The sequence below is a fragment of the Ascidiaceihabitans sp. genome (assembly GCF_039986515.1).
Lineage (GTDB): Bacteria > Pseudomonadota > Alphaproteobacteria > Rhodobacterales > Rhodobacteraceae > Ascidiaceihabitans.
Genome location: NZ_JBDWQO010000003.1, coordinates 217,510 through 240,882, shown reverse-complemented (window position 1 = coordinate 240,882; position 23,373 = coordinate 217,510). Strand labels below are relative to the sequence as shown.

At 53.8% G+C, this 23,373-nt stretch carries 19 protein-coding genes and 1 pseudogene; 12 read left to right on the top strand and 8 right to left on the bottom strand.

Translation table 11 applies throughout. The annotated features are described in order from the left end of the window. Positions 1 to 2: 2 nt before the first annotated feature. Complete coding sequence (locus ABJL60_RS01575) at positions 3 to 1,097, bottom strand: Hint domain-containing protein (protein ID WP_348373475.1); 1,095 nt, start codon at positions 1,095 to 1,097, stop codon at positions 3 to 5. Positions 1,098 to 1,103: 6 nt separating this feature from the next. Continuing rightward, on the bottom strand, positions 1,104 to 2,678 hold the full coding sequence (locus ABJL60_RS01570) for a Hint domain-containing protein (protein ID WP_348285324.1): 1,575 nt from the start codon (positions 2,676 to 2,678) through the stop codon (positions 1,104 to 1,106). Between the two features lie 256 nt (positions 2,679 to 2,934). Here ABJL60_RS01570 and dapE point away from each other — a divergent pair, with 256 nt between their 5' ends. Genes dapE through rnr form a run of 4 tightly spaced genes read left to right on the top strand, consistent with a single transcriptional unit; the run spans position 2,935 to position 7,363 of the window. Continuing rightward, positions 2,935 to 4,080 (top strand): succinyl-diaminopimelate desuccinylase, encoded by a 1,146-nt coding sequence (gene dapE / locus ABJL60_RS01565; protein WP_348373474.1) that lies wholly within the window; start codon positions 2,935 to 2,937, stop codon positions 4,078 to 4,080. Then, on the top strand, positions 4,077 to 4,499 hold the full coding sequence (locus ABJL60_RS01560) for a GNAT family N-acetyltransferase (RefSeq protein ID WP_348373473.1): 423 nt from the start codon (positions 4,077 to 4,079) through the stop codon (positions 4,497 to 4,499). Before dapE ends, ABJL60_RS01560 begins: the two co-directional genes overlap by 4 nt. Then, positions 4,499 to 5,098: a TIGR04282 family arsenosugar biosynthesis glycosyltransferase gene (locus tag ABJL60_RS01555; RefSeq protein WP_348373531.1), complete on the top strand. Its 600-nt coding sequence runs from the start codon at positions 4,499 to 4,501 to the stop codon at positions 5,096 to 5,098. Before ABJL60_RS01560 ends, ABJL60_RS01555 begins: the two co-directional genes overlap by 1 nt. Positions 5,099 to 5,104: 6 nt before the next feature. After that, the gene (rnr, locus tag ABJL60_RS01550; RefSeq protein WP_348373472.1) at positions 5,105 to 7,363 is read left to right on the top strand and encodes a ribonuclease R; all 2,259 of its coding nucleotides are present in this window, start codon (positions 5,105 to 5,107) and stop codon (positions 7,361 to 7,363) included. Here the strand turns inward: rnr and ABJL60_RS01545 are convergent. After that, positions 7,360 to 8,061 (bottom strand): glutathione S-transferase family protein, encoded by a 702-nt coding sequence (locus tag ABJL60_RS01545; protein ID WP_348285320.1) that lies wholly within the window; start codon positions 8,059 to 8,061, stop codon positions 7,360 to 7,362. The genes rnr and ABJL60_RS01545 overlap by 4 nt on opposite strands. Before the next feature lie 84 nt (positions 8,062 to 8,145). On the opposite strand from ABJL60_RS01545, the gene ABJL60_RS01540 reads away from it, so the two are divergent. Together ABJL60_RS01540 and ABJL60_RS01535 are read left to right on the top strand one after the other, a co-directional pair. After that, complete coding sequence (locus ABJL60_RS01540) at positions 8,146 to 8,865, top strand: YafY family protein (RefSeq protein WP_348285319.1); 720 nt, start codon at positions 8,146 to 8,148, stop codon at positions 8,863 to 8,865. Positions 8,866 to 8,928: 63 nt separating this feature from the next. Then, positions 8,929 to 10,197, top strand: a complete 1,269-nt coding sequence (locus ABJL60_RS01535) for a lytic murein transglycosylase (protein WP_348373471.1) — start codon at positions 8,929 to 8,931, stop codon at positions 10,195 to 10,197. A gap of 118 nt (positions 10,198 to 10,315) precedes the next feature. On the opposite strand, the pseudogene ABJL60_RS01530 reads toward ABJL60_RS01535, so the two are convergent. From ABJL60_RS01530 to ABJL60_RS01515, 4 genes and pseudogenes are all read right to left on the bottom strand, one after another. Continuing rightward, positions 10,316 to 11,194, bottom strand: a pseudogene (locus tag ABJL60_RS01530) (ABC transporter permease); the annotation flags it as partial. 11 nt (positions 11,195 to 11,205) lie between these two features. Beyond that, positions 11,206 to 12,477, bottom strand: a complete 1,272-nt coding sequence (locus ABJL60_RS01525; protein ID WP_348285317.1) for an ABC transporter permease — start codon at positions 12,475 to 12,477, stop codon at positions 11,206 to 11,208. A 90-nt stretch (positions 12,478 to 12,567) separates the two neighbouring features. Continuing rightward, complete coding sequence (locus tag ABJL60_RS01520) at positions 12,568 to 13,674, bottom strand: extracellular solute-binding protein (RefSeq protein WP_348285316.1); 1,107 nt, start codon at positions 13,672 to 13,674, stop codon at positions 12,568 to 12,570. A gap of 112 nt (positions 13,675 to 13,786) precedes the next feature. Beyond that, entirely contained in the window at positions 13,787 to 14,887 is a 1,101-nt protein-coding gene (locus ABJL60_RS01515) for an ABC transporter ATP-binding protein (RefSeq protein ID WP_348373470.1), read from the bottom strand. Between the two features lie 266 nt (positions 14,888 to 15,153). On the opposite strand from ABJL60_RS01515, the gene ABJL60_RS01510 reads away from it, so the two are divergent. Continuing rightward, positions 15,154 to 16,278 carry a M24 family metallopeptidase gene (locus ABJL60_RS01510; RefSeq protein ID WP_348373530.1) on the top strand — a complete coding sequence of 375 codons (1,125 nt, stop codon included), beginning with the start codon at positions 15,154 to 15,156 and terminating at the stop codon, positions 16,276 to 16,278. A 227-nt stretch (positions 16,279 to 16,505) separates the two neighbouring features. Here the strand turns inward: ABJL60_RS01510 and ABJL60_RS01505 are convergent, their stop codons facing one another. Next, positions 16,506 to 17,903, bottom strand: coding sequence for an aspartate aminotransferase family protein (locus tag ABJL60_RS01505; protein WP_348373469.1), 1,398 nt, complete (start codon positions 17,901 to 17,903; stop codon positions 16,506 to 16,508). A gap of 167 nt (positions 17,904 to 18,070) precedes the next feature. On the opposite strand from ABJL60_RS01505, the gene ABJL60_RS01500 reads away from it, so the two are divergent. From ABJL60_RS01500 to ABJL60_RS01480, 5 genes are read left to right on the top strand one after another with little or no spacing between them, the layout of a single operon-like run. Then, positions 18,071 to 19,156 carry a polyamine ABC transporter substrate-binding protein gene (locus tag ABJL60_RS01500; RefSeq protein WP_348373468.1) on the top strand — a complete coding sequence of 362 codons (1,086 nt, stop codon included), beginning with the start codon at positions 18,071 to 18,073 and terminating at the stop codon, positions 19,154 to 19,156. A gap of 60 nt (positions 19,157 to 19,216) precedes the next feature. After that, on the top strand, positions 19,217 to 20,338 hold the full coding sequence (locus tag ABJL60_RS01495) for an ABC transporter ATP-binding protein (RefSeq protein WP_348285312.1): 1,122 nt from the start codon (positions 19,217 to 19,219) through the stop codon (positions 20,336 to 20,338). Beyond that, entirely contained in the window at positions 20,335 to 21,210 is an 876-nt protein-coding gene (locus ABJL60_RS01490) for an ABC transporter permease subunit (RefSeq protein ID WP_348373467.1), read from the top strand. The genes ABJL60_RS01495 and ABJL60_RS01490 overlap by 4 nt, the downstream gene beginning before the upstream one ends. After that, positions 21,207 to 22,025, top strand: a complete 819-nt coding sequence (locus ABJL60_RS01485) for an ABC transporter permease subunit (protein WP_108826687.1) — start codon at positions 21,207 to 21,209, stop codon at positions 22,023 to 22,025. Before ABJL60_RS01490 ends, ABJL60_RS01485 begins: the two co-directional genes overlap by 4 nt. Continuing rightward, entirely contained in the window at positions 22,022 to 23,347 is a 1,326-nt protein-coding gene (locus ABJL60_RS01480; protein WP_348373466.1) for an FAD-binding oxidoreductase, read from the top strand. Before ABJL60_RS01485 ends, ABJL60_RS01480 begins: the two co-directional genes overlap by 4 nt. The last annotated feature ends 26 nt before the right edge of the window (positions 23,348 to 23,373 follow it).

The window sequence follows — 23,373 nt, the reverse complement described above, 5'->3', positions numbered from 1 at the left end:
CCTTAAGCGGCCCTTTGATCGACCAATGTAATCGCTTCAAAGGCGCGTAAAACCGGAAACACAGGCTTGCCATGTTCCGGCAATTTGCTTCTGTCGCTGCCGGCCAGAACGCTTGCGTTCAGATCTTCGGCTTTGCGCCGCAACCGTCCAATATACAAGCTTTCGACAGATGTCCCTGCCGCCATGATTTCCTCATGCCCGGGCAACAATAGATGTGTGTAAGTGATCAGAGGCGTGAAATCTTCATAGTGGGCTGCATAACCGTTCACCAGATGACGGGCTGGCACCAAAACAGCTTCTTGGCCGAAAAGATACTCTACCTCTGATCCACGAATAATCAGGCGTTGGTCCGGTGCTGCAATCATGTCCTGACGCAATCCGAAATAAGGTGCGCGCAGTCGTATCGGCCGGTAACTGCCCAAGGCAGGTACAGTACGTTGCACGCGGTTCAACACAGGCACAGATCCCGATCGTTCCGTTTGCACCAAATCCCCACGCTGCAATTGCCCTGCTGCCCGATACCCCCACGGCGTGGCAATCGGCGCAGACAAACAAAGGGTCGGCGATGGACCGATCGGTTCGATCTGGGTGGAAACGGCGGCAAAAACAGCATCGGCGGACATGTCACGAGGGCCTTTGGCCAACATGAAATCACGGATGTCGTGGGCGCTCAGCGGTTTGGCGTTTTGCACAAAAACCGATTCTGACGTTGCCTCTTCGGGTCGTTCAAGCGACAGGCGGCCCCACTTGGCTGCGACATCCCATGCATAGGTCAAACGTACAACGTCTGTACGCCCTGATCCACGCCACCGCAGTGTCGCATGCGTGACTTCGTTGTCATGCGCATGAACCAATGCCACCCCACCGCCAGGAATAGCTTGAATGCTGAAAGACCTGTTGAACGGGTGTCGCCGCTCAAATCCCAGCAAAACCTGCGGCCGGCCATTGGGTGACATTCGGGTTTCCAGAACCAGTGTACCGCGCGGCATTACAACTTCGGGCTCCAGATCCACCAAGCGCGTCTTGCCGCGATCGGACCCAAGCCCGGACGGCGCGAACCGTCCCTCATTGTGATCTGTTGTCGCGATCCAGGACATTTTGCGTCAGGCCACTTTCTGCGCGTCACGCAGCAATAGTGCTTCAAAGTGCTTCAGAACACGGCGGGCCGCAGGGCTATATCCAAGCCCTGTATCAGGGTCTATTTCAGGGAAAAGCGTGCATATCTCCTCGACCACAGCGCGGTCAAAACTGCTGGTGGTTTGTGGTCCCGGCAGAAAGCTTTCTGTCGCCAAGCCTTCGGAATAGACCACCTGATGACGGTCAAACATCAAGTGAACATATGTCACTTCACCACCCACACGCCGTGTCACAGACTTATCATTGATCAGCTCTTTGGCCGCCACCAGAACCTCACTTTCGCCGAACAGCAATTCGGCGACGTTGTCCTGAATCAAGATGCGGTGCTCGGGCGAGACCAGCAGATCGTTATGGGTGCCAAAGGTGTTGGCACGGATATGAATGGGCGCAAAATGATCCTGCGCCGCAACGGTGCGTGTCCCGATCCAACGCAAAGGCTGCGCCTTTTCGTCTTGGGTCAGCACCAGATCACCCGGCACCAATTCTTGCACTTCACGCTGCCCGGTCGGCGTGGCAATCATCGTGCCCGCCACAAAACACGGAATGGAATTGACGTTTACGATACCAATGTCCGTGTTATCGCCATTGTCGACGGTGTAGGTAAAGTTGAACTCTTCGGTGTCACCATCCCCCACGATGTTGATCGTGCCATCGGCATTCAACATGATGGTCTGGCCAGTGCTCAGCGTCACTGGCACACCAACTGTTACAGGTTGCCCGTTCAGGTGGGTGATCGTCAGTGTGCCACCGCCACCATTCACGTCGTTGGCCAACACATCCAGGTCAATGTCGCCGTTGGGGTAAAGATTGGTTGAATCCGTCAGCGCCACAACTTCGGTTTGAACGGAATCTCCGGCGATCAGCAGGTTGGAATCATATTGGCTATCTGTCACATCCGCGATAGCAATCCGAATGGAATTGACCACGCCGGAATTGACAGGAATCGTCAGTGTCATCGTAACGGTAAAACCGTCCATTTCCGTGTTGTAATCACTGTTGGCATTGTCGACATACAGGTTCTGGTTTTGGCCAGAGTTGATGTTGCCCGGGTCGGTGTCCCCGTTGCCCACGGACATCGGCACCAAAGATCCGTTGATCCAAACACCCACGAAATCCTGATAAAGTGAATCTTGATATTCGGGGTATTCCTCTGACGAAAAGACGAATTTCATCGTCATTAAGTCACCCGTTGGAATGAAATCCACATCCAGAACAGACGCATCAAAGGTGCGCGACCCCGCGGCTGTGTTGAACTGTCCGAAGTTGTTGATCCCGGATGTATTCGTCGAGGTGTTGTTGTCTTGGTTCGCTTGCCCGTTTGAATTGGTGAAGTCGTCCGCATCACCGGTAGACATAATAACACCGGTGTCGCCCGGTGTGACACCCGGTGAAACACTGTCACCGTTGGTATAGATGCCCGAAGAATCGTTATCCCCGTAGTAGGTGGCCCCCGTTACGGTAACCCCATCCCCGAAGATAGTTTCCGCCATCTGCGTCGCATTTGCGCTTGTATCGATCGGAAGTTCCGATGCTGTAACCATGTCTGCCTCACCCAATTTTCAAGGCAGCACACATCACAGCGCACACAGGTTTTTCCTGCATGAATTCAATCGCACATCGTTGGTGCGCAAAGCCGTTCTTTGACGGTCTAACTGCTAGATGCCCTGCCTCGGGTCATATTATTAAGTGAACGTTAACACGTATGGCGGGCCTTTGGGAATTATTTGCGCAAACAACCCCTTGGCATCGCGTCCTTTTCGCCACATTGCTATGGGAAGCCACCGACAGGAGATACCAATGACCGCAATAGATCCCGCCGCACTGACCGCAGACCTTGTGCATTGTCCCTCTGTCACTCCGGCGGATGCCGGGGCTTTGGACATTTTGGCGACGCTTCTGACCGATGCGGGTTTTCACATTGCCTGGGCCGACCGCGTCGGTATCCGTAATCTTTTTGCGCGGTGGGGAGAAAAAGGGCACGCGACCACATTTGGGTTTAACGGACATACGGATGTCGTGCCCATCGGAGACGAAGGCGCGTGGACCATGCCCCCGTTCGGCGCCGAGGTCAAAGACGGCATAATGTACGGGCGCGGCACAACAGATATGAAATCCGGCGTCGCCGCTTTCGTTGCGGCTGCAGTGGATTTTGTGCGCAATACCCCACCCGATGGGGCCATCATCATCGCCATTACAGGCGACGAAGAAGGCGATGCGATTGATGGCACCACTGCATTGCTGGAACACATGGAGCACACAGGCGAAAAGATGGACGTCTGTCTGGTCGGCGAACCCACCTGTCCGAACAATATGGGTGAGATGATTAAAATCGGACGTCGTGGGTCTTTGACGGCGTTCTTCACAGTGACCGGAAAGCAGGGCCATTCGGCTTATCCGCACCGCGCAAACAATCCGTTGCCTGCGGTGGCACGCCTTATGGATCAACTGGCCTCTCACGAGCTGGACCAAGGCACCGAACATTTCGACGCATCAACTTTGGCTGTTGTCACAATCGACACCGGTAACCCTGCCACAAACGTCATCCCGGCAGAATGTTCCGCAACGGTCAACATCCGCTTCAACGATGATCATTCAGGCGCATCTTTGACCGATTGGCTGCAACGCGAGGCAGACGCCGTGGCAGCCGCATTCCGGGTGCAAATAGACATGCGTGTGAAGATCTCGGGCGAAAGCTTCATTACGCCACCCGGCGCCCTATCGAACTTGGTCAGTGCTGCGGTGCAAGCGGAAACCAACATCGTTCCGCAACTGTCCACCACGGGGGGGACCTCTGATGCGCGCTTTGTGAAGGCCCATTGCCCGGTTGTCGAATTTGGCCTCGTCGGGCAATCGATGCACCAAGTCGATGAACATGTTCAGGTCGCGCATATTCATCAGCTGAAATCGATCTATGGGCGCATTTTAAGAGACTATTTTACATGATAGTCTCTGTTTTTCAGACCTCTGACATCGACACATGTCTTGCATTGCGCCGCGTGGTGTTCATCGAAGAACAAGGTGTGTCTGAACAGGAAGAAGTTGACGGTCTGGACGATAATGCCCTTCATGTTTTGGCGACGGTGGGGGACTTACCCGTCGGCTGCGCCCGAATTTTACAAAAAGGCGCAACTGCCAAAATTGGACGTGTCTGCGTTTTGAAGGAAAAACGTGGCACCGGCCTTGGGGCAAAACTGGTGCAAAAGGCCTTGGAACTGGCATCGCAAAATGCTGGCATTGATCGCGCTGTTTTGGGCGCACAACTACACGCCATCGCGTTTTACGAAGGTCTTGGGTTTACCGCATTTGGTCCCGTTTATGACGATGCAGGGATTGATCACCGCGATATGGAACGCCTGCTGTGATCCGTCAAACCTTGGTCGTGATGCTGAAAGAGCCGCACGCGGGGCGTGTCAAAACCCGGTTGGGGCGCAGCATTGGAATGACCGCGTCGGCATGGTGGTTCCGTCATCAAGTGAACGCCCTGCTTAGGCGCATCGAAGATCCACGTTGGGATATTGTTTTGGCGGTATCCCCTGACCGCGAAGGTCTGTTGTCGCGTGTTTGGCCAGCGCATTTTGCCCGTGTGCCCCAAGGGCATGGCGACTTGGGTGACCGAATGGGACGCGCCTTGGCGCTGTGTGGGCCGGGGCCGGTCTGTGTGATTGGCGCGGATATTCCAGGGATAACATCCAAACGCATTGCACGCGCTTTTGCACATCTTGGGTCAAACGACGCAGTGTTTGGGCCCGCCCCCGATGGCGGCTATTGGCTTATTGGGCTGAAGCACACGGCCCCGTTGCCTTCACGTTTGTTTCAAAACGTGCGTTGGTCCACGCAACATGCGCTGACAGATACCGAAGCGTCTATGCCGGGTCTTCGCATCGCGTATTGCGACACATTGCGCGACGTGGACACTGTCGACGATTTGCCCATGACGGCGCGAAGCGGGCGTGATAGCTGAACTGGTATGACCCGTATCCCCACAAAGCCCGAGATCCTTGATTGGATCACCGCCAATCCCACGCTGACATCCAAGCGCGACATTTCAAAAGCTTTCGGCATCAAAGGTGCCGCACGCATTGATCTGAAGCGGTTGCTGAAAGAGCTTGAAGCAGAAGGGCATCTGGAGAAGCGGAAAAAGACCTATTCCGATCCCGATCGGCTTCCACCTGTAAGTGTTTTGTTGGTCACGGCACCCGATAACAACGGTGATTTGTTTGCCAAACCGATGGAATGGCAAGGAACGGGCGTTGAGCCCGTTGTTCTGCTGATCACCCGCGCCTCAGATCCAGCACTTGGGGAAGGCGACCGCATCTTGGCCCGCCTCACTCAGGTCAAAGCCGATGACCATCACTACGAAGGGCGTCTGATCCGACGTATCGGCACCAACCCCAAGCGTATCTTGGGTGTGTATCGGGCGCGCTCCGAAGGGGGCCGCATTCTGCCAATCGACAAAGGCGGCGACAAAGAATGGATCGTGGGCGCCGGTGCCACAGGCGGGGCCAAAGACGGCGAACTGGTTGAAGCCGAACTGGCCGGACCAAAGGGGCGCATGGGATTGCCACTTGCCCGTATCGTCGACCGGTTGGGCGATCCTTCTGCACCCAAAGCGGTATCCTTGATCGCCATCCATCAACACGCCATTCCGGACGCCTTCCCGGACGATGTTGTTGCCGAAGCGGACGCACATTCCCCCAAGGAATTGGGCAACCGCGTAGATCTGCGCGATATGCCACTGGTCACCATTGATCCATCGGACGCCCGTGATCATGATGATGCCTGTTTTGCACAAGCCGATGACAATCCCGACAATGAAGGTGGTCACATCGTTTGGGTCGCCATCGCGGATGTTGCAGCCTACGTCACGCCGGGGTCCGCATTGGACCGTGAAGCGCGCAATCGGGGGAATTCGACGTATTTTCCCGACCGTGTTGTGCCCATGTTGCCTGATCGTTTGTCCGGTGATCTTTGTTCGCTGCACGAAGGCGTGCCTCGCGCCTGTATTGCTGTGAAGATGACACTGGACGCGCAGGGTCAGAAAATCGCGCATGAGTTTGTCCGCGGCCTTATGAGATCGCCTGCGTCCTTGCACTATGAAGAGGTGCAAGCCGCCATTGACGGATCACCGAATGAGCGCACAGAGCCTGTGTTAGAGCCTGTTTTGCAGCCCCTTTACGCCGCCTACGCTGCATTGGTAGAAGCCCGCCAACTGCGCCAACCACTTGAGCTGAACCTGCCCGAACGCCAGATCGTTTTGGGCGATGACGGCGCAGTACAATCGGTGAACTTCAAAGACCGCCTTGATGCGCATAAACTGATTGAAGAGTTTATGGTGCTGGCCAATGTCGCGGCTGCAGAAACATTGATCGCAAAAAAGTCGCCGCTGTTGTTCCGCGTCCACGAGGAGCCCTCGCAAGACAAGCTGAACGCCTTGCGCGAAACCGTCATGGCGGCAGGTTTGACGCTGGCTAAGGGTCAGGTGTTGCAAACCGCGCACTTAAACCGGCTGTTGGCGCAAGCTGCAGACACCGACGATGAAGAACTGATCAACATCACCACGTTGCGCAGCATGACGCAGGCCTATTACAGCCCGCAAAACTTTGGGCACTTCGGTCTGGCCCTGCGCAGCTACGCTCATTTCACATCACCCATTCGGCGGTATGCCGACCTGATCGTGCATCGCGCTTTGGTCACGGCACACGGTTGGGGTGATGACGGCCTTTCACCTGCTGACATTGATAATCTGGAAAAGACCGGCACACATATCTCGGACACAGAACGGCGATCCATGGTTGCTGAACGCGACACCACAGACCGTTATCTGGCCGCCTATCTGTCCGAACGCGTCGGCGAGGAATTCACAGGCCGCATCAATGGCATCGCAAAATTCGGCATGTTTGTGAAACTGGACGAGTCTGGTGCAGATGGCTTGGTGCCCATCCGCTCTTTGGGGAATGAATTTTTCCACTTTGACCGCGACGCAGGCACTTTGATGGGTGCTGACACAGGCATCACCTATCAGATCGGGCAAACCGTCACCGCGAAATTGACCGAAGCAGCACCCGTTACAGGCGGTGTCGCACTTGAGCTTTTGACCGTGGAAGGTGCCGAAGTCCCACGCGGCAACCGCATGTCCCCTGCAGGCCGATCCCCTCGTCGAAAAGCAACCAACCACAAGCGCAAATCAGATAAGATCAAGCGCAAGGTCAAGCGCACCCGCCCTTAGCTTTTCTGTCCAAGCGCCTCGTCAACACGGTCAATATACGCGCCTAGAATCGCGTCCTCCGATACACGCTTGGACAGCAACGTGCCCACTGGCGTCGACCGCAGCCCACCCAGAACGGGCGCCACACAGGCGTCCGCCAATGTTGGCTGTTCCCCAAACAAAAACGGTCCTTCCCACAACCGGGTTGTGATCGCTTCAAGGTCTTGGTTGGCCCGCGCAAGCCGCTCTTGCGGACTTAACCGACCCAGTCCCTGAACGTGCATCCCCTTCATGACATTTCGACGTAGCCCACGTGTAATCAGGACACGCAATGGTTTCGGGATGTCGGCAAAGTATGCATCTCTGATTGTCGGCCAAACTGCGTCATCAGCCCAGCGGTCCAACATGACGTGATAGTACAGATGGTCTTCTGCCATACGAATTAGGCCCCGCGATGTGGACTTTTCCAAATCCGAAAGCCCTTTGTCAAAATCAGCACCCTGAGCTTCCAGATAGGCACGAATACCATCGCTATCGCCAATCACCTGCCCATCCACTGTGATGGCGGGCAATTTTCCCTTAGGCCACTTACGAGGATCGCTTGAGTTTTCACGCGCCCATGGAACGCCTGCCATAGTCATCAAATAAATTGCCTTTGTGGAAAACGAACTTGCGCTTGTTTCCCCGAAAAGCGGTGGAAAGACAGTCAAAGTGATCATTGAAACGGCTCCTATTCTGGTTGGTGTCATCTCTAACAATCGATCCTGTCAATTATTGTCAGTATGTGTTTTTATGTTGTGACCATGAACCGAACGCACCGTCTTTTCCAAATGATGCAAAGCTTGCGTAGGATGCCTGCGCCGGTAACCGCGCAGCAATTGGCAGATGACGTCGCAGTGTCCCTGCGGACTGTCTACCGCGACATTGACGCCTTGCGCGGTCTTGGGGCTGTTATCGACGGAGAGGCCGGTTTCGGTTTTACCTTGATCGAAGATGCTGCACTGCCACCCCTTGGATTTGATAACGATGAATTGGAAGCTTTGGTGCTGGGGCTGCGCAACGTGAAGATTATCGGCGATCCAGCCTTGGCCAAAGCCGCAACATCAGCTCTTGGCAAAATTCACGCGCGTGTCCCACCACGTCAGGCTCACCGGTTAGAGCATGCCGTTCTGGACGCACGTAGGTTTCATCGCCCGGAACCGGCAACCATTGACGTTGCACGGCTGCGACAAGCCACTTGGGACGAAGTTTGCGTGTCTTTTGACTACGTCGATGGCAAAGGTTCGGCCACACAACGCACTGTTAAACCTTTGGGCATCGTTTACATGGACCTTAGCAATTCGTTGCTTGCATGGTGTTTTCTGCGTCAAGATTACCGCGTTTTTCGTCTGGACAGGATGCAGGCTTTGCAAGTCACAACAAACAGCTTTCGCCCGCATCGCGTTGCACTTTTGCGCGAACATATGGCGTTGATCAAAGCCGAAGTTACCGCGTCGGCGAAAGGTCGCAAAAACTCTGAATGACCATTGTTGACGCAGATCATTTGTTGCTAATTTGGAAACAATAGACAGGTTGGGGATATAGAAATGCGTGGCAACCGATCAGGGCTTTGGGCAATTGGGCTGGTGTGGTTGGCACAGGCAGCAGACGCGAACCCCGCAGAAAAATCCTTAAGGCCAGTGGAACGCCCAACACCCGTCTCGTTCAAAACGGCACCGCAAACCGAACCGATTGCTTCAACAGCTGGCTTACGTAAATGGGCAAAAGAATTCCAAACCCGCGCTGAATCGGAAGGCATCGACCCGGACTTGATCGCCAGCGTTTTCAAAGAAGCCGTCTATGATGAAAAGATCATAAAGCGGGATCGAAACCAGTCGGAATTCACCAAAACAATCTGGGACTATCTCGATACCGCCGTTTCGGACGTGCGGGTATCCAATGGGCGGACTGCACTGCGTAGACACGAAAAAACACTGCACGCCATCGAAAAGAAATTCGGAGTAGACAAAGAAGTTGTGGTGGCCGTTTGGGGCTTGGAAAGCGCTTATGGAAGCTTTCGCGGCAGCAACAACACTTTGAATTCTCTGGCAACGCTTGCCTACGATGGCCGACGTGGTGCGTTCTTTGAAACGCAATTGATCGCAGCATTACGTATTTTGGAAAATGGGGACACAACTGCGTCTAACATGAAAGGCAGTTGGGCCGGCGCAATGGGGCACACTCAATTCATGCCGACATCTTTCTTGGAACACGCCGTCGACTTTACCGGTGATGGAAAGCGCGACATTTGGTCAGATGATCCTACGGATGCACTGGCCTCGACAGCGGCTTATTTGGCATCGTTTGGATGGCAAAAGAACGTGCCGTGGGGGATCGAAGTCCGCGTGCCGGAAGGCTTCGACTACACCCTCGCAAACCGTGACATCACGAAGTCTTCCACAGAGTGGCAAAAGCTGGGTATCACAGCCGTGACCGGCTCAACCGCCAAAATTGGGCCTACATCATTGCTGTTGCCTGCAGGTGCAAAGGGCGCAGCATTTCTGATTACACCCAACTTTGATGTCATCGAGCACTACAATACTGCGGACGCTTATGTGATTGGGATCGGACACTTAAGCGATAGGCTAAAAGGGCGTCCAGCGATCCAAGCTAAATGGCCACGCGATGATCGGGCTTTGACAAAAAGCGAACGCATTGAGCTGCAAACAAACCTAACGGCCAAAGGTTTTGATACGCAGAAAATCGATGGAAAAATCGGCCCTTTGACGATCAACGCTGTACGCGCTTACCAAATCAGAACAGGTATGATTCCCGACGGATATGCGTCTTTGAGGCTGCTGAAATCCCTACGTTGAAGCGGCAATTTCTTTTCGCCAAAAATATCCCGGGGGAGGGGCAACGCCCCGGGGGCAGAGCCCCCAAATAACGCCCCGGGGGCAGAGCCCCCAAATCCCGGGTGGTCAAGTCACAGGCTTAGGATGGCGACATGCCACGCAACCGCTCTGAACGGCGGCGCAGCAGCTCAACCACGGTAAGCAGCAAAATTGAAATTGCGACAAGGATTGTGGCAACAGCCAGAATAGTCGGGCTGATTTGCTCACGCAGACCCGTGAACATTTGCCAAGGCAGAGTTTTCTGGCCCGCAGACCCCACAAACAACACCACGACTACCTCATCGAAAGAGGTGATAAAGGCAAACAAGCCGCCCGAAATCACACCCGGCAAAATCAAAGGCATCTGGATCCGGAAAAATGTCGTAACAGGATCAGCTCCCATGTTCGCAGCGGCGCGGGTCAGGGAATTGTCAAACCCGACAAGCGTTGCGGTAACGGTGATGATCACAAACGGAATACCCAACACGGCGTGCGCCAAAACAACCTTAACGTAACCCACAAAGTTCTTTCCAAGACCCAGTGAACTTTCCATGAAATTCCCAAGGTCAGAGTAGAAAAAGAACATGCCCGTCGCGGAAATAATCAGCGGTACAATCATCGGTGAGATCAAAATCGCCATGATTGTGCCTTTGAAGGGCACATGGGATTGCGACAAACCGATGGCGGCCAAAGTGCCCAAGGACACCGAAATGATCGTCGCAATCGGCGCGATAATCAGCGAGTTTTTCAAGCTACGCTGCCATTCGTTGTTGGTGAAAAAATCCTGATAGTGCTTCAAAGAATAGGCGTCAGGGTCCAAACGCAGCATACCCGGCGTGTAAGTGAAGAAATCCTGCGCATTAAAGCTAAGCGGGATAATCACCAGAATAGGCGTGATCAAAAATATGAAGATCAGCGCACAAATTACGCGAAATCCGTAGTACCAAACCCGCTGTGGCAGCGTGGCGTATGGAGGCAATCCCATAGTCTTTATCCCAGTTTAACGTTGTCGATGCCGACGATGCGGTCATAGGCCCAATACAGCGCCAGAACCACAATCAGCAGGATTGTTCCAAGCGCAGCCGCCAAGCCCCAGTTGAGCGAGGAAGAGATGTGATAGGCAATCCGGTTGGAGATGAAGACACCTTTGGTGCCGCCGACGATTTCGGGGGTGATGTAGTAGCCAATCGACAGGATGAAGACGAGGATAGACCCCGCGCCAATACCCGGAATGGACTGCGGGAAATATACGCGCCAGAAGGCCGTCCAATTGGTGGCCCCCAACGATTTGGCCGCACGTAAGTAGCTTGGCTGAATTGTCTGCATCACGGAATACATTGGCAGGATCATGAAGGGCAACAGAATGTGCGTCATCGCCACGATCGTACCAAACTGATTGTTGATCAGGATCAAACGGTCCGCATCCGGCACAAGCCCGATCCAAACGAGAACCTCGTTGATCACCCCGTTTTGCTGCAACATGACTTTCCATGCAGACGTCCGCACCAGCAGAGATGTCCAAAACGGCAGCAGAACCAGAATAAGCAACATATTCGCTGTCCGAGAGCTCGCATTCGCCAACAGCCAGGCAACAGGATAGCCCAGCGCAATGCATGACCCTGTGATGATCAGCGACATGATCAGCGTTCGCCCGAACAACTTAAGCAAAATCTGCTTGTCTTCCGATTGCCATTCGATGCCTTCAGGCGTTTTTTGCGCGTCGACCGCGTTTAGGAAGTAGCCCGAGGTGTAGATGCCGGAATGCGTTTGGAGCGTCTTCCACGTTTCAACGTCACCCCAGCCTTTGTGGATCTTGATCAACTTATCTTTGAAGGGCGCGTCTTCCGTCGGGTCCAGCCGTTTCATTTTCCGACCCGATTGCCGGAACATGGACGACATCCCGGTTTTTTCGTAGTTCAGGCGCGTTCCAAGTTTGGTGTGTTTCTTTTCGGCGATGGCAACGACCATGTCGCGCGTGAAGGCCGCATAAACGGCTTCGTCTGGCAGCTCTCCGGTGGTGGCGTCCCAACTGGACAAAGCGGCCACCGTTTCGGGCAAAGTATTCACGACGATGTCGTTCTCAACGGACCGGAACAACATAGATCCGATCGGGATGATGAAGGTCAAAAGAACAAACAAAAGCAATGGCGCAATCAGCATCAATGCACGCAGCTTCTGGCGGCGTAAGGCGCGCGCCAGACTGCGTTTCAGGGGCGTGCCGTCTGCGGCCAACATCACGCCGTTTGCTGTGCTATCGCTCATGTTTGGTCTCTCAATTAAAGGGTCGCAGGGGCCCGAGGGCCACTGCATTTGGTTTTGGGGTAAGGTGGGTTTTAACCCACCCTACGTGGCTTATTTTGCCAACCAAGCTTGGAATTTTGCGTCGATATCGTCGCGGTAGTCAGCCCAGAACTCGTAGTTGTAGAGGAACGTGTTCTTGGCGTTGTTCGGGTCTGTTGGCATGTGTGGTGCCATGTCGATACCCAGTTCTTTGTGCTTGCCGACCAGTGGTGCGGAAGACTGACGCGCAGGGCCGTAGGAAATGTACTGCGCTTGGTCTGCCAGACGCTGTGTGTCTGTCGCGAACATGATGTAGTCCAGTGCACGTGCTTGACGCTCTGGGCTCAGGCCCGTTGGGATGATCCAACCGTCAAGGTCAAATACTTGCGCGTCCCAAAGCATACCGATTGGCTGCTTTTGCTCTTCGATCGCTGCGAACAGACGGCCGTTGTATGTGGAACCCATAACGACTTCGCCGTCAGCCAACAGTTGTGGCGTGTCCGCACCCGCAGACCACCAGATCACATCGTCTTTGATGGTTGCCAGTTTATCAAGCGCCTGCTGTTGACCTTCTTCGGTCGCCAGAACGTCATAAACGTCTTCGTTTGCAACGCCGTCACAGATCAACGCCCATTCCATGTTGTTGATTGGACGCTTTTCCAAAGAACGCTTGCCTGGGTAGGCTTCTGTGTCGAACACGGCGCAGACGGATGTTGGAGCTGTCGCGCCAACGAGGTCTGTGCGGTAGCCGAATGTTGTCGAGTACACGATTTGCGGGATGAAGCAGTCGGAAACCAACAGATCGCCAAAGTCTTCAGACGCTTTTGTGCCATCAGGCGCATCAGCCAACATTGTGTCCGGGTCGATTTCCATCGCCAGACCTTCGTCGCACAAACGGATCGCGTCCGCCGCAACCACGTCAACCACGTCCCATGTGACGTTGCCCGCTTCGTTCATCGCGCGCAGTTTTGCAACGGCTTCGGCAGAGCTGTCATCGTTGATGATCGTTACGCCATTCGCTTCGGCATAGGGGTCGTGATACGCGCCTTTTTGCGATGCAGAGTAAGCGCCGCCCCAAGATACGATTGTCATTTCGGATGCCATGTGGCCGTCAGCCGATACCATGCCAGCCGCAACAGTAAGGGCCGTTGTGGCCATCAATGTTTTGGTGAGTTTCATATGTAGTCTCCCAAGTTCTGCCCGGTTTGGTATTGAGGCTGGGGGATACGGGCTTGTTACCCCGCCTCTAATTTATCGCACCGGGGGGTCGCCCGCGCGATTCCATTTACCGCTACGCGTCCAGCGCGCGGCAATCCTCTGCCATCCAGCCGATCTCAATCTGCTCGCCCGGCTTCAAACGCACCTGATCTGGCGCGTTGCGTGTTTTGATGATGAATTCATCTGTGCCTGCCACGCGCAAGCGCGTGCGGAAGATGTCACCCATATACACAAATTCCAGCACTTCGGCTTTCAGCGTGTGTGCGCCTTCTTGCAAGCGCGTCGGATCCATTTCGACCCGCTCTGGGCGGATGGACACCCGCGTGCGTTCGCCGGGTTTTGTCACGTTCACCGGCTTTGCATCAATCAAATCGCCACCATCAAGTTGAACTAATGCAATGCCGTTTTTGATTTCTTTGACCACACCTTCCAGCGTGTTGTTTTCACCGATGAACTGCGCCACGAAGCTGTTTTCGGGTTCTTCATACAGCTTGTCGGGCGGGGCCAGTTGCTGAATGCGCCCGTCGTCAAACACCGCAACACGGTCTGACATCGTCAACGCTTCGGTTTGGTCATGCGTCACATAAACAGTCGTGATGCCCAACTCATGCGCCAGATTGGTAATTTCAAACTGCAAAGTTTCACGCAGCTGTTTGTCCAATGCGCCAAGCGGCTCGTCCATCAAAACCAGTTCGGGTTCAAACACCAAGGCGCGCGATAATGCGATACGCTGTTGCTGACCACCGGACAGTTGCGCAGGACGTCGTCCGGCAAAGTCTTGCATCTGAACCATGCCCAGCGCCCGCATCACTTTTTCTTCACGCTCGGATTTACCGATCTTGCGGACCTCCAAGGGGAAGGCAAGGTTCTCGGCGACAGTCATATGCGGGAACAATGCGTAGTTCTGAAACACCATACCGATGCCACGTTTGTGCGGTGGAATGTTGTTGATCGACACCCCATCAAGGCGAATGTCGCCATGCGTCGCTGTTTCAAAGCCCGCCAACATCATCAGGCAAGTCGTTTTGCCTGAGCCTGACGGGCCAAGCATTGTCAAAAACTCGCCTTGCGGCATGGAAAGGTTCAAATCTTTGACGACAAGATTCACGCCGTCATAGCTTTTTTGCACGCGCTCGAATTCGACAAACGCCATGTCGTGTTTGGTTTTGGCCAAGAGAGGCTCCCCAGTTGTACCAGCGGATTTTTCCGCTTTTGTTGAAGATAATTAAAACGAGGGCACATCAACTTTGCAACCAACTATGTCACAAATCTGCGCATGAAAGGTCGATTTTCCGAAAAAGAGACGAAATTGGTCGCATCGACTGGCATTTTTGGGCGGCATGGTTGAACCTTAGGGCACCGGCCTGTGTTGCAAAGGAACCAACAGTGGAAAAACCGAATCTACCATTTAAGCAAAGTGAATATGACGATCGTCTTTTGATGGTGCGGACTGCTATGGCTATGGCAGGGTTGGATGCTTTGCTGGTAACAGACCCTTCCAATCAAGCCTGGTTGACCGGATACGACGGTTGGTCTTTTTACGTGCATCAAGGTGTGATTGTGACACAAGATGCAGACCCTATTTGGTGGGGCCGAAGCCAAGATACCAATGGCGCCCTTCGCACAGTTTGGATGCAAGATGATTGCGTCATTGGCTATTCGGATGACCATGTTCAATCTGATGTAAAACACCCGATGGAGGATCTCGCACGGCATCTCGATGGTCTCGGCATTCGCAATCTGGGCGTGGAAATGGACAACTACTACTTTTCAGCCAAGGCCTTTTCCGTTCTGCTTCAGGCCCTGCCAAACATCGGTTTCGCCGACGCGACGGGCATGGTGAACTGGCAGCGAACCGTTAAATCCGAAACCGAACTCACCTACATGCGTAAAGCTGCCATGATTTCTGAGAAAGTAATCAATGGGCTGTTGGACCGGGTCGAACCCGGCGTTCCGAAAAACGAAATCGTTGCAGAAATCTACCGCGACGCCATTCGCGGCGTTGAAGGCGCTTGGGGTGATTATCCTGCTATCGTGCCCCTGTTGCCTTCCGGCGCAAATGCCGCCGCCCCTCATCTGACGTGGGACGGAACACCATTTGTATCAGGCGAAGCTACCTTTTTCGAGATATCGGGATGTTATAGACGCTATCACGCACCTTTGTGCAGAACCTTGTTCTTAGGCACCCCGCCCGAAGACATGAAGCGCGCCGAAGCTGCATTGGTCGAAGGTTTGGATGCTGGCATTGATGCTGCCCGCGCGGGAAATCGTGCCTGTGACGTGGCCAGGGCCTTGGATGCCTGCTTGCAAAAGGCCGGGATCGAACGCGCGGCACGATGTGGGTATCCCATCGGCCTAAGCTATCCACCAGATTGGGGCGAACGTACCATTTCCTTACGCGCCGATGATGAAACCATTCTGGAACCGAACATGACATTCCACCTGATGCCAGGGCTTTGGACGAAGAAATGGGGACTGGAGATCACAGAAAGCATTCGCATTTGCGAAACTGGGCGGGCCGAAACCTTCAGCAACATGCCACGTGAACTTTTTGCGAAACCTTGAATGGGGGCTTTGCCCCCGGCCTTTGGCCTCCCCCGGGATATTTTTAGCAAGAAGATGCACAGTATATTAACGATCAAAATTCATGATGGTCCGGCAGTACAGGCGGGGACGCCGATGACTGTGCGAGGAGAAGCAAAGCTTCTTTATCTATGGGGGATGTTCAACCTGAATCATCCCCCATTTTCTTTTCGCCAAAAATATCCCGGGGTGTCTGAGGGGCTGGCCCCTCAGGATGCTGGTTTCAAAAGGCCTTGATCTTTCATTTGTGTATAGGCTTCGTCCAAAGCTTGCCTTGCACGTTTGCCCAAAGTCGTGATTTCTTCTGGCGTGATCACCAACGGTGGTGAAATCACCATGCGGTCATAGACATGCCGCATGATCAGGTTGTTGGCAAAGCAACGTTCCCGCGTCATATAGCCCGCTGTACCCGCATCCATAGCGAATTTTGCCCGGCTGTCTTTATCAGGCGTAAGCGCCAAGGATCCCATCATTCCAACAATGGTCGTTTCCCCCACAAGAGGGTGATCACTCAACCCATGCCACACCTCGTGAAGTGCAGGCATAGCCACATCGCGCACGTGGCCAAGAACGTTTTCCTCTTGCAAGATGCGCAGGTTTTCCAACGCGACTGCGGATGCCACAGGGTGGCCAGAATAGGTATAGCCGTGGTTGAATTCCCCCGCATTGATAACATCGGCAACCTCGTCCGAGACAATGGAACCACCGATCGGTTGATACCCGGACGATAGGCCTTTGGCGATTGTCATGATGTCGGGTTTGATCCCAACCGTTTCAGACCCAAACCAATTGCCTGTGCGCCCGAAGCCACAAATGACCTCATCAGCAATCAGCAAAATCTCGTATTTGTCGCAGATGCGCTGGATTTCAGGCCAATACGTTGCAGGTGGAATGATGACACCGCCTGCGCCCTGAATAGGTTCTGCGATAAAGGCCGCCACACGATCTTCGCCCATTGCAAGGATTGCTTTTTCAAGGTCCTGCGCCCGCGCCAATCCGAAGTCTTCCGGTGTTGCGTCGCCACCTTCCGCCCACCAGTAGGGCTGATCGATATGGTGAATGTCGGGAATTGGCAGACCGCCTTGCTCATGCATGGGCGTCATGCCGCCCAACGATCCGGAACCCACCGACGATCCGTGATAAGCATTTTTCCGGCTTATGATGATCGACTTGCCCGGTTTGCCTTTCATGGCCCAATAGGTTCGCACCATTCGAATGTTGGTGTCATTTGCTTCGGACCCTGAGCCCGCAAAGAACACTTGGTTCAAATGCGAAGGCGCAAGCGACGCAATTTCTTTGGCCAGGGCAATGACAGGCGCGTGAGTCGTCATAAAGAAGGTATTGTAATAGGGAAGTTCGCGCATTTGGCGGGCTGCCACATCCGCCAATTCATGCCGCCCGTAACCGATATTCACACACCAAAGACCCGCCATGCCATCAAGGATTTCATTGCCTTCGCTGTCCGTAAGATACACCCCTTCAGCCCGTGTGATGACCCTTGCCCCACGTTCTGCAAGCTCGTTTCCGGTTGTAAACGGATGCATGTGATGCGCCGCATCCAATGCTTGTAGCTCAACCGTGGGCAAGTGGTTTGTGATGGCAGACATGGGGCATCCTTTCAAAACGTGCAACGCGTCGACAATATGGGCTTCGTTCAGGCAGTCAATCACCCTTTCAACGGGGAAGAGCCAACATCTTCTTGCCGCGTGATACAAAACTTGGTTCTATACAAACTGACCGGGATCAACCCGGCGCACCGCACGGGAGATACCTTATGACACGAAGATTGCTTGCTACAGTTGCTGTAGCTGCGTTGACCGCCACATCAGCCTTTGCCGAAGAGGTCCGCGTTTACAACTGGTCCGATTACATCGACGAAGAGTTGTTGACCAAATTCGAAGAAGAAACAGGCATCAAGTTGATCTATGACGTCTTCGACAGCAATGAAGTGCTGGAAACAAAGATGCTTACGGGTTCTTCCGGCTACGATGTGGTGGTGCCATCCGGCACGTTTTTGCAGCGCCAGATTTCCGCAGGCGCGTTCCAGCCATTGGACCAATCCAAGCTGAGCAACGCAGGCAACATGTGGGACGTGATTGAAGCGCGGACAGATCAATATGATTCCGGAAACGCCCATTCCATCAACTACATGTGGGGCACTACGGGTCTTGGCGTGAATGTCGGCAAAGTCACAGAGATATTAGGCGCAGACGCTCCGATGGGATCTTTGGAACTGGTGTTTAACCCCGCCAATATGGAAAAGCTGGCTGAGTGCGGTGTGCATTTTCTGGATGCTCCTGCCGAAATGATCCCCGCAGCGTTGCAGTTCTTGGGCGAAGATCCCGACAGCCATGATCCGGAGGTCATTGCAAAAGCCGAAGCGGTCTTGATGGGTGTGCGCCCCCATATCACCAAATTCCACAGCTCCGAATACATCAACGCCTTGGCCAATGGTGACATTTGCGTAGCGTTCGGTTGGTCTGGCGATATCTTGCAAGCCCGTGACCGAGCGGCAGAAGCCGAGAACGGCGTAGAGATCGCCTATAATGCTCCGTCTGAGGGCGCATTGATGTGGTTCGACCAAATGGCAATTCCGGCCGATGCACCGAACCCGGATGCAGCGCATAAATTCCTGAACTTTATCATGGATGCGCAAAACATGGCGGCGGCGTCGAATTACGTTTACTACGCCAACGGCAACAAAGCGTCGCAAGAATTTCTTGTCGAAGATGTGATTGGTGATACAGCGATCTACCCGGACGAAACCACGCTGGAAAACCTATACACAACAACGCCTTATCCGCAGAAAGTGCAGCGCGTCGTGACGCGTTTGTGGACTAAAATCAAATCAGGCACCTAACTTCCTGATCCTATGGGCGCGGCACAGGTCGCGCCCTAAACCATGACATAGGGGATACCTTTGGCCGAGACCGTTTTTGCCCCTTGGGATGATCCGAGCGAAAAGCCGTTGATCACCTTCAGCAACGTCACAAAACGCTTTGGCGATTTCACCGCCATCGACGATCTGACGCTGGATATTTTCGAAAAAGAATTCTTTGCACTGCTTGGCCCGTCGGGTTGCGGCAAAACCACAATGATGCGGATGCTGGCGGGGTTCGAAAACCCAACAAGCGGCGTCATCGGGCTGGCCGGCAAAGACATTGCCGGCGTGCCGCCCAACAAACGCGCCGTGAACATGATGTTTCAAAGCTATGCGTTGTTTCCGCACCTTTCGATCTGGGACAATATCGCTTTTGGATTGAAGCGCGACAACCTGGGCAAAGATGCAATCGCCACCCGTGTGGATGAAATGTTGAAACTGACACGTCTGGAAAAGTTTGCGCGGCGCAAACCACATCAGATTTCTGGCGGTCAACGTCAACGCGTGGCGCTGGCACGATCTTTGGCAAAAGCCCCAAAGCTGCTGTTGCTGGACGAGCCACTTGGCGCCTTGGACAAAAAGCTGCGTCAGGACACGCAGTTTGAATTGATGGACATTCAGGAAAAGACCGGCACGACATTTGTCATCGTGACCCACGATCAGGAAGAGGCCATGACCGTCGCTTCGCGCGTCGCCGTCATGGACGAAGGGCGCATCATTCAAGTGGCCACGCCCGAACGCATCTACGAGGGGCCGAATTCTGTCTATGTTGCCGATTTCATTGGGGACGTGAACATTCTAAGCGGCACAGCATCTGCCTATGGCCGCGAAATGTACCGCGTCGATTGGGGGGGCAGCACACCCGCAACTGCCACCAGCGCCGTGCCCTTTTCCGATGGCCAAACGTGCCATCTTGCGATCCGCCCAGAAAAGATTTCAATCACTGCAGACAAACCCGAAGCGGACAATGCGGTTCAAGGCAAAGTGCTGGACATCGCGTATCTGGGGAACTTGTCGACGTATTACGTCGAACTTGCCACCGGCCAAACGATAAAAGCGCAAACTGCAAACACACGACGCGTGTCGCGCCGCAGTTTTACTTGGGAAGATCCAGTTTGGGTGTCGTGGACGGCAACAGCCGGAGTGCTTTTGGACAAATGAGGCGCACGTTTTTAATAACAGTGCCTTACATTTGGCTTTTGGCGTTGTTTCTGGTGCCATTTGTCATGGTGTTCAAAATCTCGCTGTCGGATTCTGTGCTGGCTATTCCCCCGTACTCGCCCACGATGAAAGACGGATTATGGGGTTTGCTGTCGCAGCTGGACATCGAAAACTTCACCTTCCTGACCACGGATGATCTGTACTGGAAAGCCTACCTAAGCTCGGCCCGCATTGCGTTAATCTCTACGTTTCTAACGCTGATCGTGGGGTATCCAATCGCTTACGCCATGGCACGCGCCCCTCAGGAATGGCGGGCCACTTTGATGATGTTGGTAATTTTACCTTTCTGGACGAGCTTTTTAATACGGGTCTATGCATGGATCGGCATCCTAAGCACAGAAGGGTTCCTGAACCAATTCTTGATGGGAATTGGCATAATTTCGGAACCCTTGGTGGTCTTGAACACCAACACCGCTGTCTACATCGGCATCGTTTACACCTATGTCCCCTTCATGATCCTTCCCATCTACGCAGCTTTGGAACGGCTGGATGGTTCCTTGATTGAAGCGGCCGAAGATTTAGGCTGCTCACGCCTGCAGGCCTTTTGGTTGGTCACAATTCCATTGTCGAAAAACGGGATCATTGCAGGGTGTTTTCTGGTCTTTATTCCGGCGTTGGGCGAATTTGTTATTCCATCGTTGCTGGGCGGTTCAGGTACTTTGATGATCGGTAAAGTGCTGTTTGAAGAATTCTTCTCGAACCGCGATTGGCCCGTCGCATCAGCTGTAGCCGTAATCTTGTTGCTGATTTTGATCATTCCCATCGTCCTGTTTCAACGCAATGAACAACGCCAAGCGGAGGCGGATCAATGAACCGTCTGAGCCCATTCAATGTCGTTTCCCTCACCCTGGGTTTTGCGTTTCTATACCTGCCGATGCTGATCCTTGTGATCTACAGCTTCAACAAGTCAAAGCTTGTGACGGTTTGGGCCGGGTTTTCCACAAAATGGTACGGCGAACTGTTTCAGAACGAGGCCTTTCTGGACGCAGCTTGGGTCACCTTGAAAGTGGCCGTCGTGTCGTCGACTTGTGCCACAATCCTTGGCACAATGGCCGCCTATACCTTAGTGCGCGGCGGTCGGTTTTTCGGGCGAACACTGTTTTCCGGCATGATCTATGCGCCCTTGGTCATGCCCGAGGTGATCACAGGTTTGTCGCTGCTTTTGTTGTTCATCAGCATCGGTCTGGATCGCGGCACGATGACAATCGTTTTGGCGCATACCACGTTTTCGATGTGTTTTGTGTCGGTTGTTGTCTCGTCACGCCTGATGTCATTTGACCGTTCCTTGGAAGAAGCCGCGCTGGATCTCGGGGCCACACCCTTCGCTGCGTTTCGGCTGGTAACTTTGCCCATCATTGCGCCCGCAGTGGTCGCAGGTTGGTTGTTAGCCTTTACCTTATCGCTGGACGATTTGGTCATTGCGCAATTCGTTTCAGGCCCATCGGCAACCACATTACCCATGAAAATTTGGTCATCTGTTAGATTGGGCGTCAGTCCGGAAATCAATGCGCTTAGTTCAATCCTGATCGCGTTGGTATCCGTCGGAGTGATCACCGCATCGCTGGCATCAAAGCGCCAAACCATTCGCATGCAGCAAGAAGAACAATCCGCAGCCCGCATCACATGAGGCACATTTTTCCAAGCTACGCGTATGGTCCCGAACCCAAGGCGCACTGCTGGTGGGATGAAACCTGCACCATACCGCAATTTTCATCGCTGACCGCAGATGATTCCGCCAGTATAGCAATCATCGGCGGCGGATTTACCGGATTGAACGCAGCCTACCATCTGGCAAAAGCGGGCAAGGACGTTGTTGTGCTGGACGCGAACGAAATCGGTTGGGGCGCATCGGGGCGCAATGGCGGTTTCTGCTGCTTGGGCGGTGGAACCGCAAGCGATGCGCTTTTGGATTTACGGTTCGGTAAGCAAGATCGCCTGCATTATCGGGAAACCGAAAAACTGGCCGTTTCATATGTCGGCGATTTGATCCAAAATTTGGGTTTGGATGTTGATCGCCACTCGAATGGGGAAACAGCAGTCGCGCACCGCGCAAAAGACATGAACCACCTGCTGGCATCTGCGGAGCAGATCGAGGAAAACTATGGCGTTGTACCGCAGTACACTTCGCAAGATGACATGGCTGCCCAAGGCTTATCCGGTCCATTCTTCGGCGCAATGACAACGCCAATCGGCTTTGCTTTAAACCCTCGGAAATATCTTTTGGGGCTCGCTACAGCTGCAAGTAACGCAGGCGTCCGCATTTTTGAAAATGCTGATGTCGTCAAAGCGGAACGCACAGCCAATATGTGGGTATTGGATGTTGGGAATTTCCAACTGAAAGCCGACAAAGTCATTGTCGCGACCAACGGATATTCAAGCGAAACAGTGCCGGACTGGCTTGCGGGAAGATACATGCCCACGCAGTCAAACGTGATCGTCACGCGCCCGATTTCCGATCAGGAACAAGCCGAACAGGGCTGGACAAGCGCTCAGATGGCCTTCGATACGCGCAATTTATTGCATTATTTCAGGCTATTGCCGGATGGACGGTTTTTGTTTGGAATGCGCGGCGGATTAACAGCTTCTGCGCAATCCGACTTACGTTCAATGCAAGCCGCACTTCGAGATTTTCGGAAAATGTTCCCAGCTTGGTCGCAGGTCGACATAACCCACAATTGGTCAGGCATGGTCTCGGTTGCCCGCAGTCAGTTGCCGTTTGTTGGACAAGTTCCAGATGCGGAGAACATGTTCGCAGGACTCAGTTTTCACGGGAACGGCGTGGCCATGGGCAGCTATGTGGGCAAGCTACTAAGTCAATTGGTCATGAAGGATGACGCAGTATCACGTCCTTTGGCAATGTCAGATCCCCCCGCACAGTTCCCGTTTGGCGCAGCAAGGCGCGTGATAATGCCCGCTGTTTATGCCGGGTTGGCCATGCTCGATTTTTAAGGCTGTGCCTGAATAGACCCTTCATG

Bases quoted from the DNA above. Each gene is read 5' to 3' on its own strand.
- ABJL60_RS01575 (WP_348373475.1), bottom strand. From the start codon at position 1,097: ATGTCCTGGATCGCGACAACAGATCACAATGAGGGACGGTTCGCGCCG.
- ABJL60_RS01570 (WP_348285324.1), bottom strand. From the start codon at position 2,678: ATGGTTACAGCATCGGAACTTCCGATCGATACAAGCGCAAATGCGACG.
- dapE (WP_348373474.1), top strand. From the start codon at position 2,935: ATGACCGCAATAGATCCCGCCGCACTGACCGCAGACCTTGTGCATTGT.
- ABJL60_RS01560 (WP_348373473.1), top strand. From the start codon at position 4,077: ATGATAGTCTCTGTTTTTCAGACCTCTGACATCGACACATGTCTTGCA.
- rnr (WP_348373472.1), top strand. From the start codon at position 5,105: ATGACCCGTATCCCCACAAAGCCCGAGATCCTTGATTGGATCACCGCC.
- ABJL60_RS01545 (WP_348285320.1), bottom strand. From the start codon at position 8,061: ATGATCACTTTGACTGTCTTTCCACCGCTTTTCGGGGAAACAAGCGCA.
- ABJL60_RS01540 (WP_348285319.1), top strand. From the start codon at position 8,146: ATGAACCGAACGCACCGTCTTTTCCAAATGATGCAAAGCTTGCGTAGG.
- ABJL60_RS01535 (WP_348373471.1), top strand. From the start codon at position 8,929: ATGCGTGGCAACCGATCAGGGCTTTGGGCAATTGGGCTGGTGTGGTTG.
- ABJL60_RS01525 (WP_348285317.1), bottom strand. From the start codon at position 12,477: ATGAGCGATAGCACAGCAAACGGCGTGATGTTGGCCGCAGACGGCACG.
- ABJL60_RS01520 (WP_348285316.1), bottom strand. From the start codon at position 13,674: ATGAAACTCACCAAAACATTGATGGCCACAACGGCCCTTACTGTTGCG.
- ABJL60_RS01510 (WP_348373530.1), top strand. From the start codon at position 15,154: ATGGTGCGGACTGCTATGGCTATGGCAGGGTTGGATGCTTTGCTGGTA.
- ABJL60_RS01505 (WP_348373469.1), bottom strand. From the start codon at position 17,903: ATGTCTGCCATCACAAACCACTTGCCCACGGTTGAGCTACAAGCATTG.
- ABJL60_RS01500 (WP_348373468.1), top strand. From the start codon at position 18,071: ATGACACGAAGATTGCTTGCTACAGTTGCTGTAGCTGCGTTGACCGCC.
- ABJL60_RS01490 (WP_348373467.1), top strand. From the start codon at position 20,335: ATGAGGCGCACGTTTTTAATAACAGTGCCTTACATTTGGCTTTTGGCG.
- ABJL60_RS01485 (WP_108826687.1), top strand. From the start codon at position 21,207: ATGAACCGTCTGAGCCCATTCAATGTCGTTTCCCTCACCCTGGGTTTT.
- ABJL60_RS01480 (WP_348373466.1), top strand. From the start codon at position 22,022: ATGAGGCACATTTTTCCAAGCTACGCGTATGGTCCCGAACCCAAGGCG.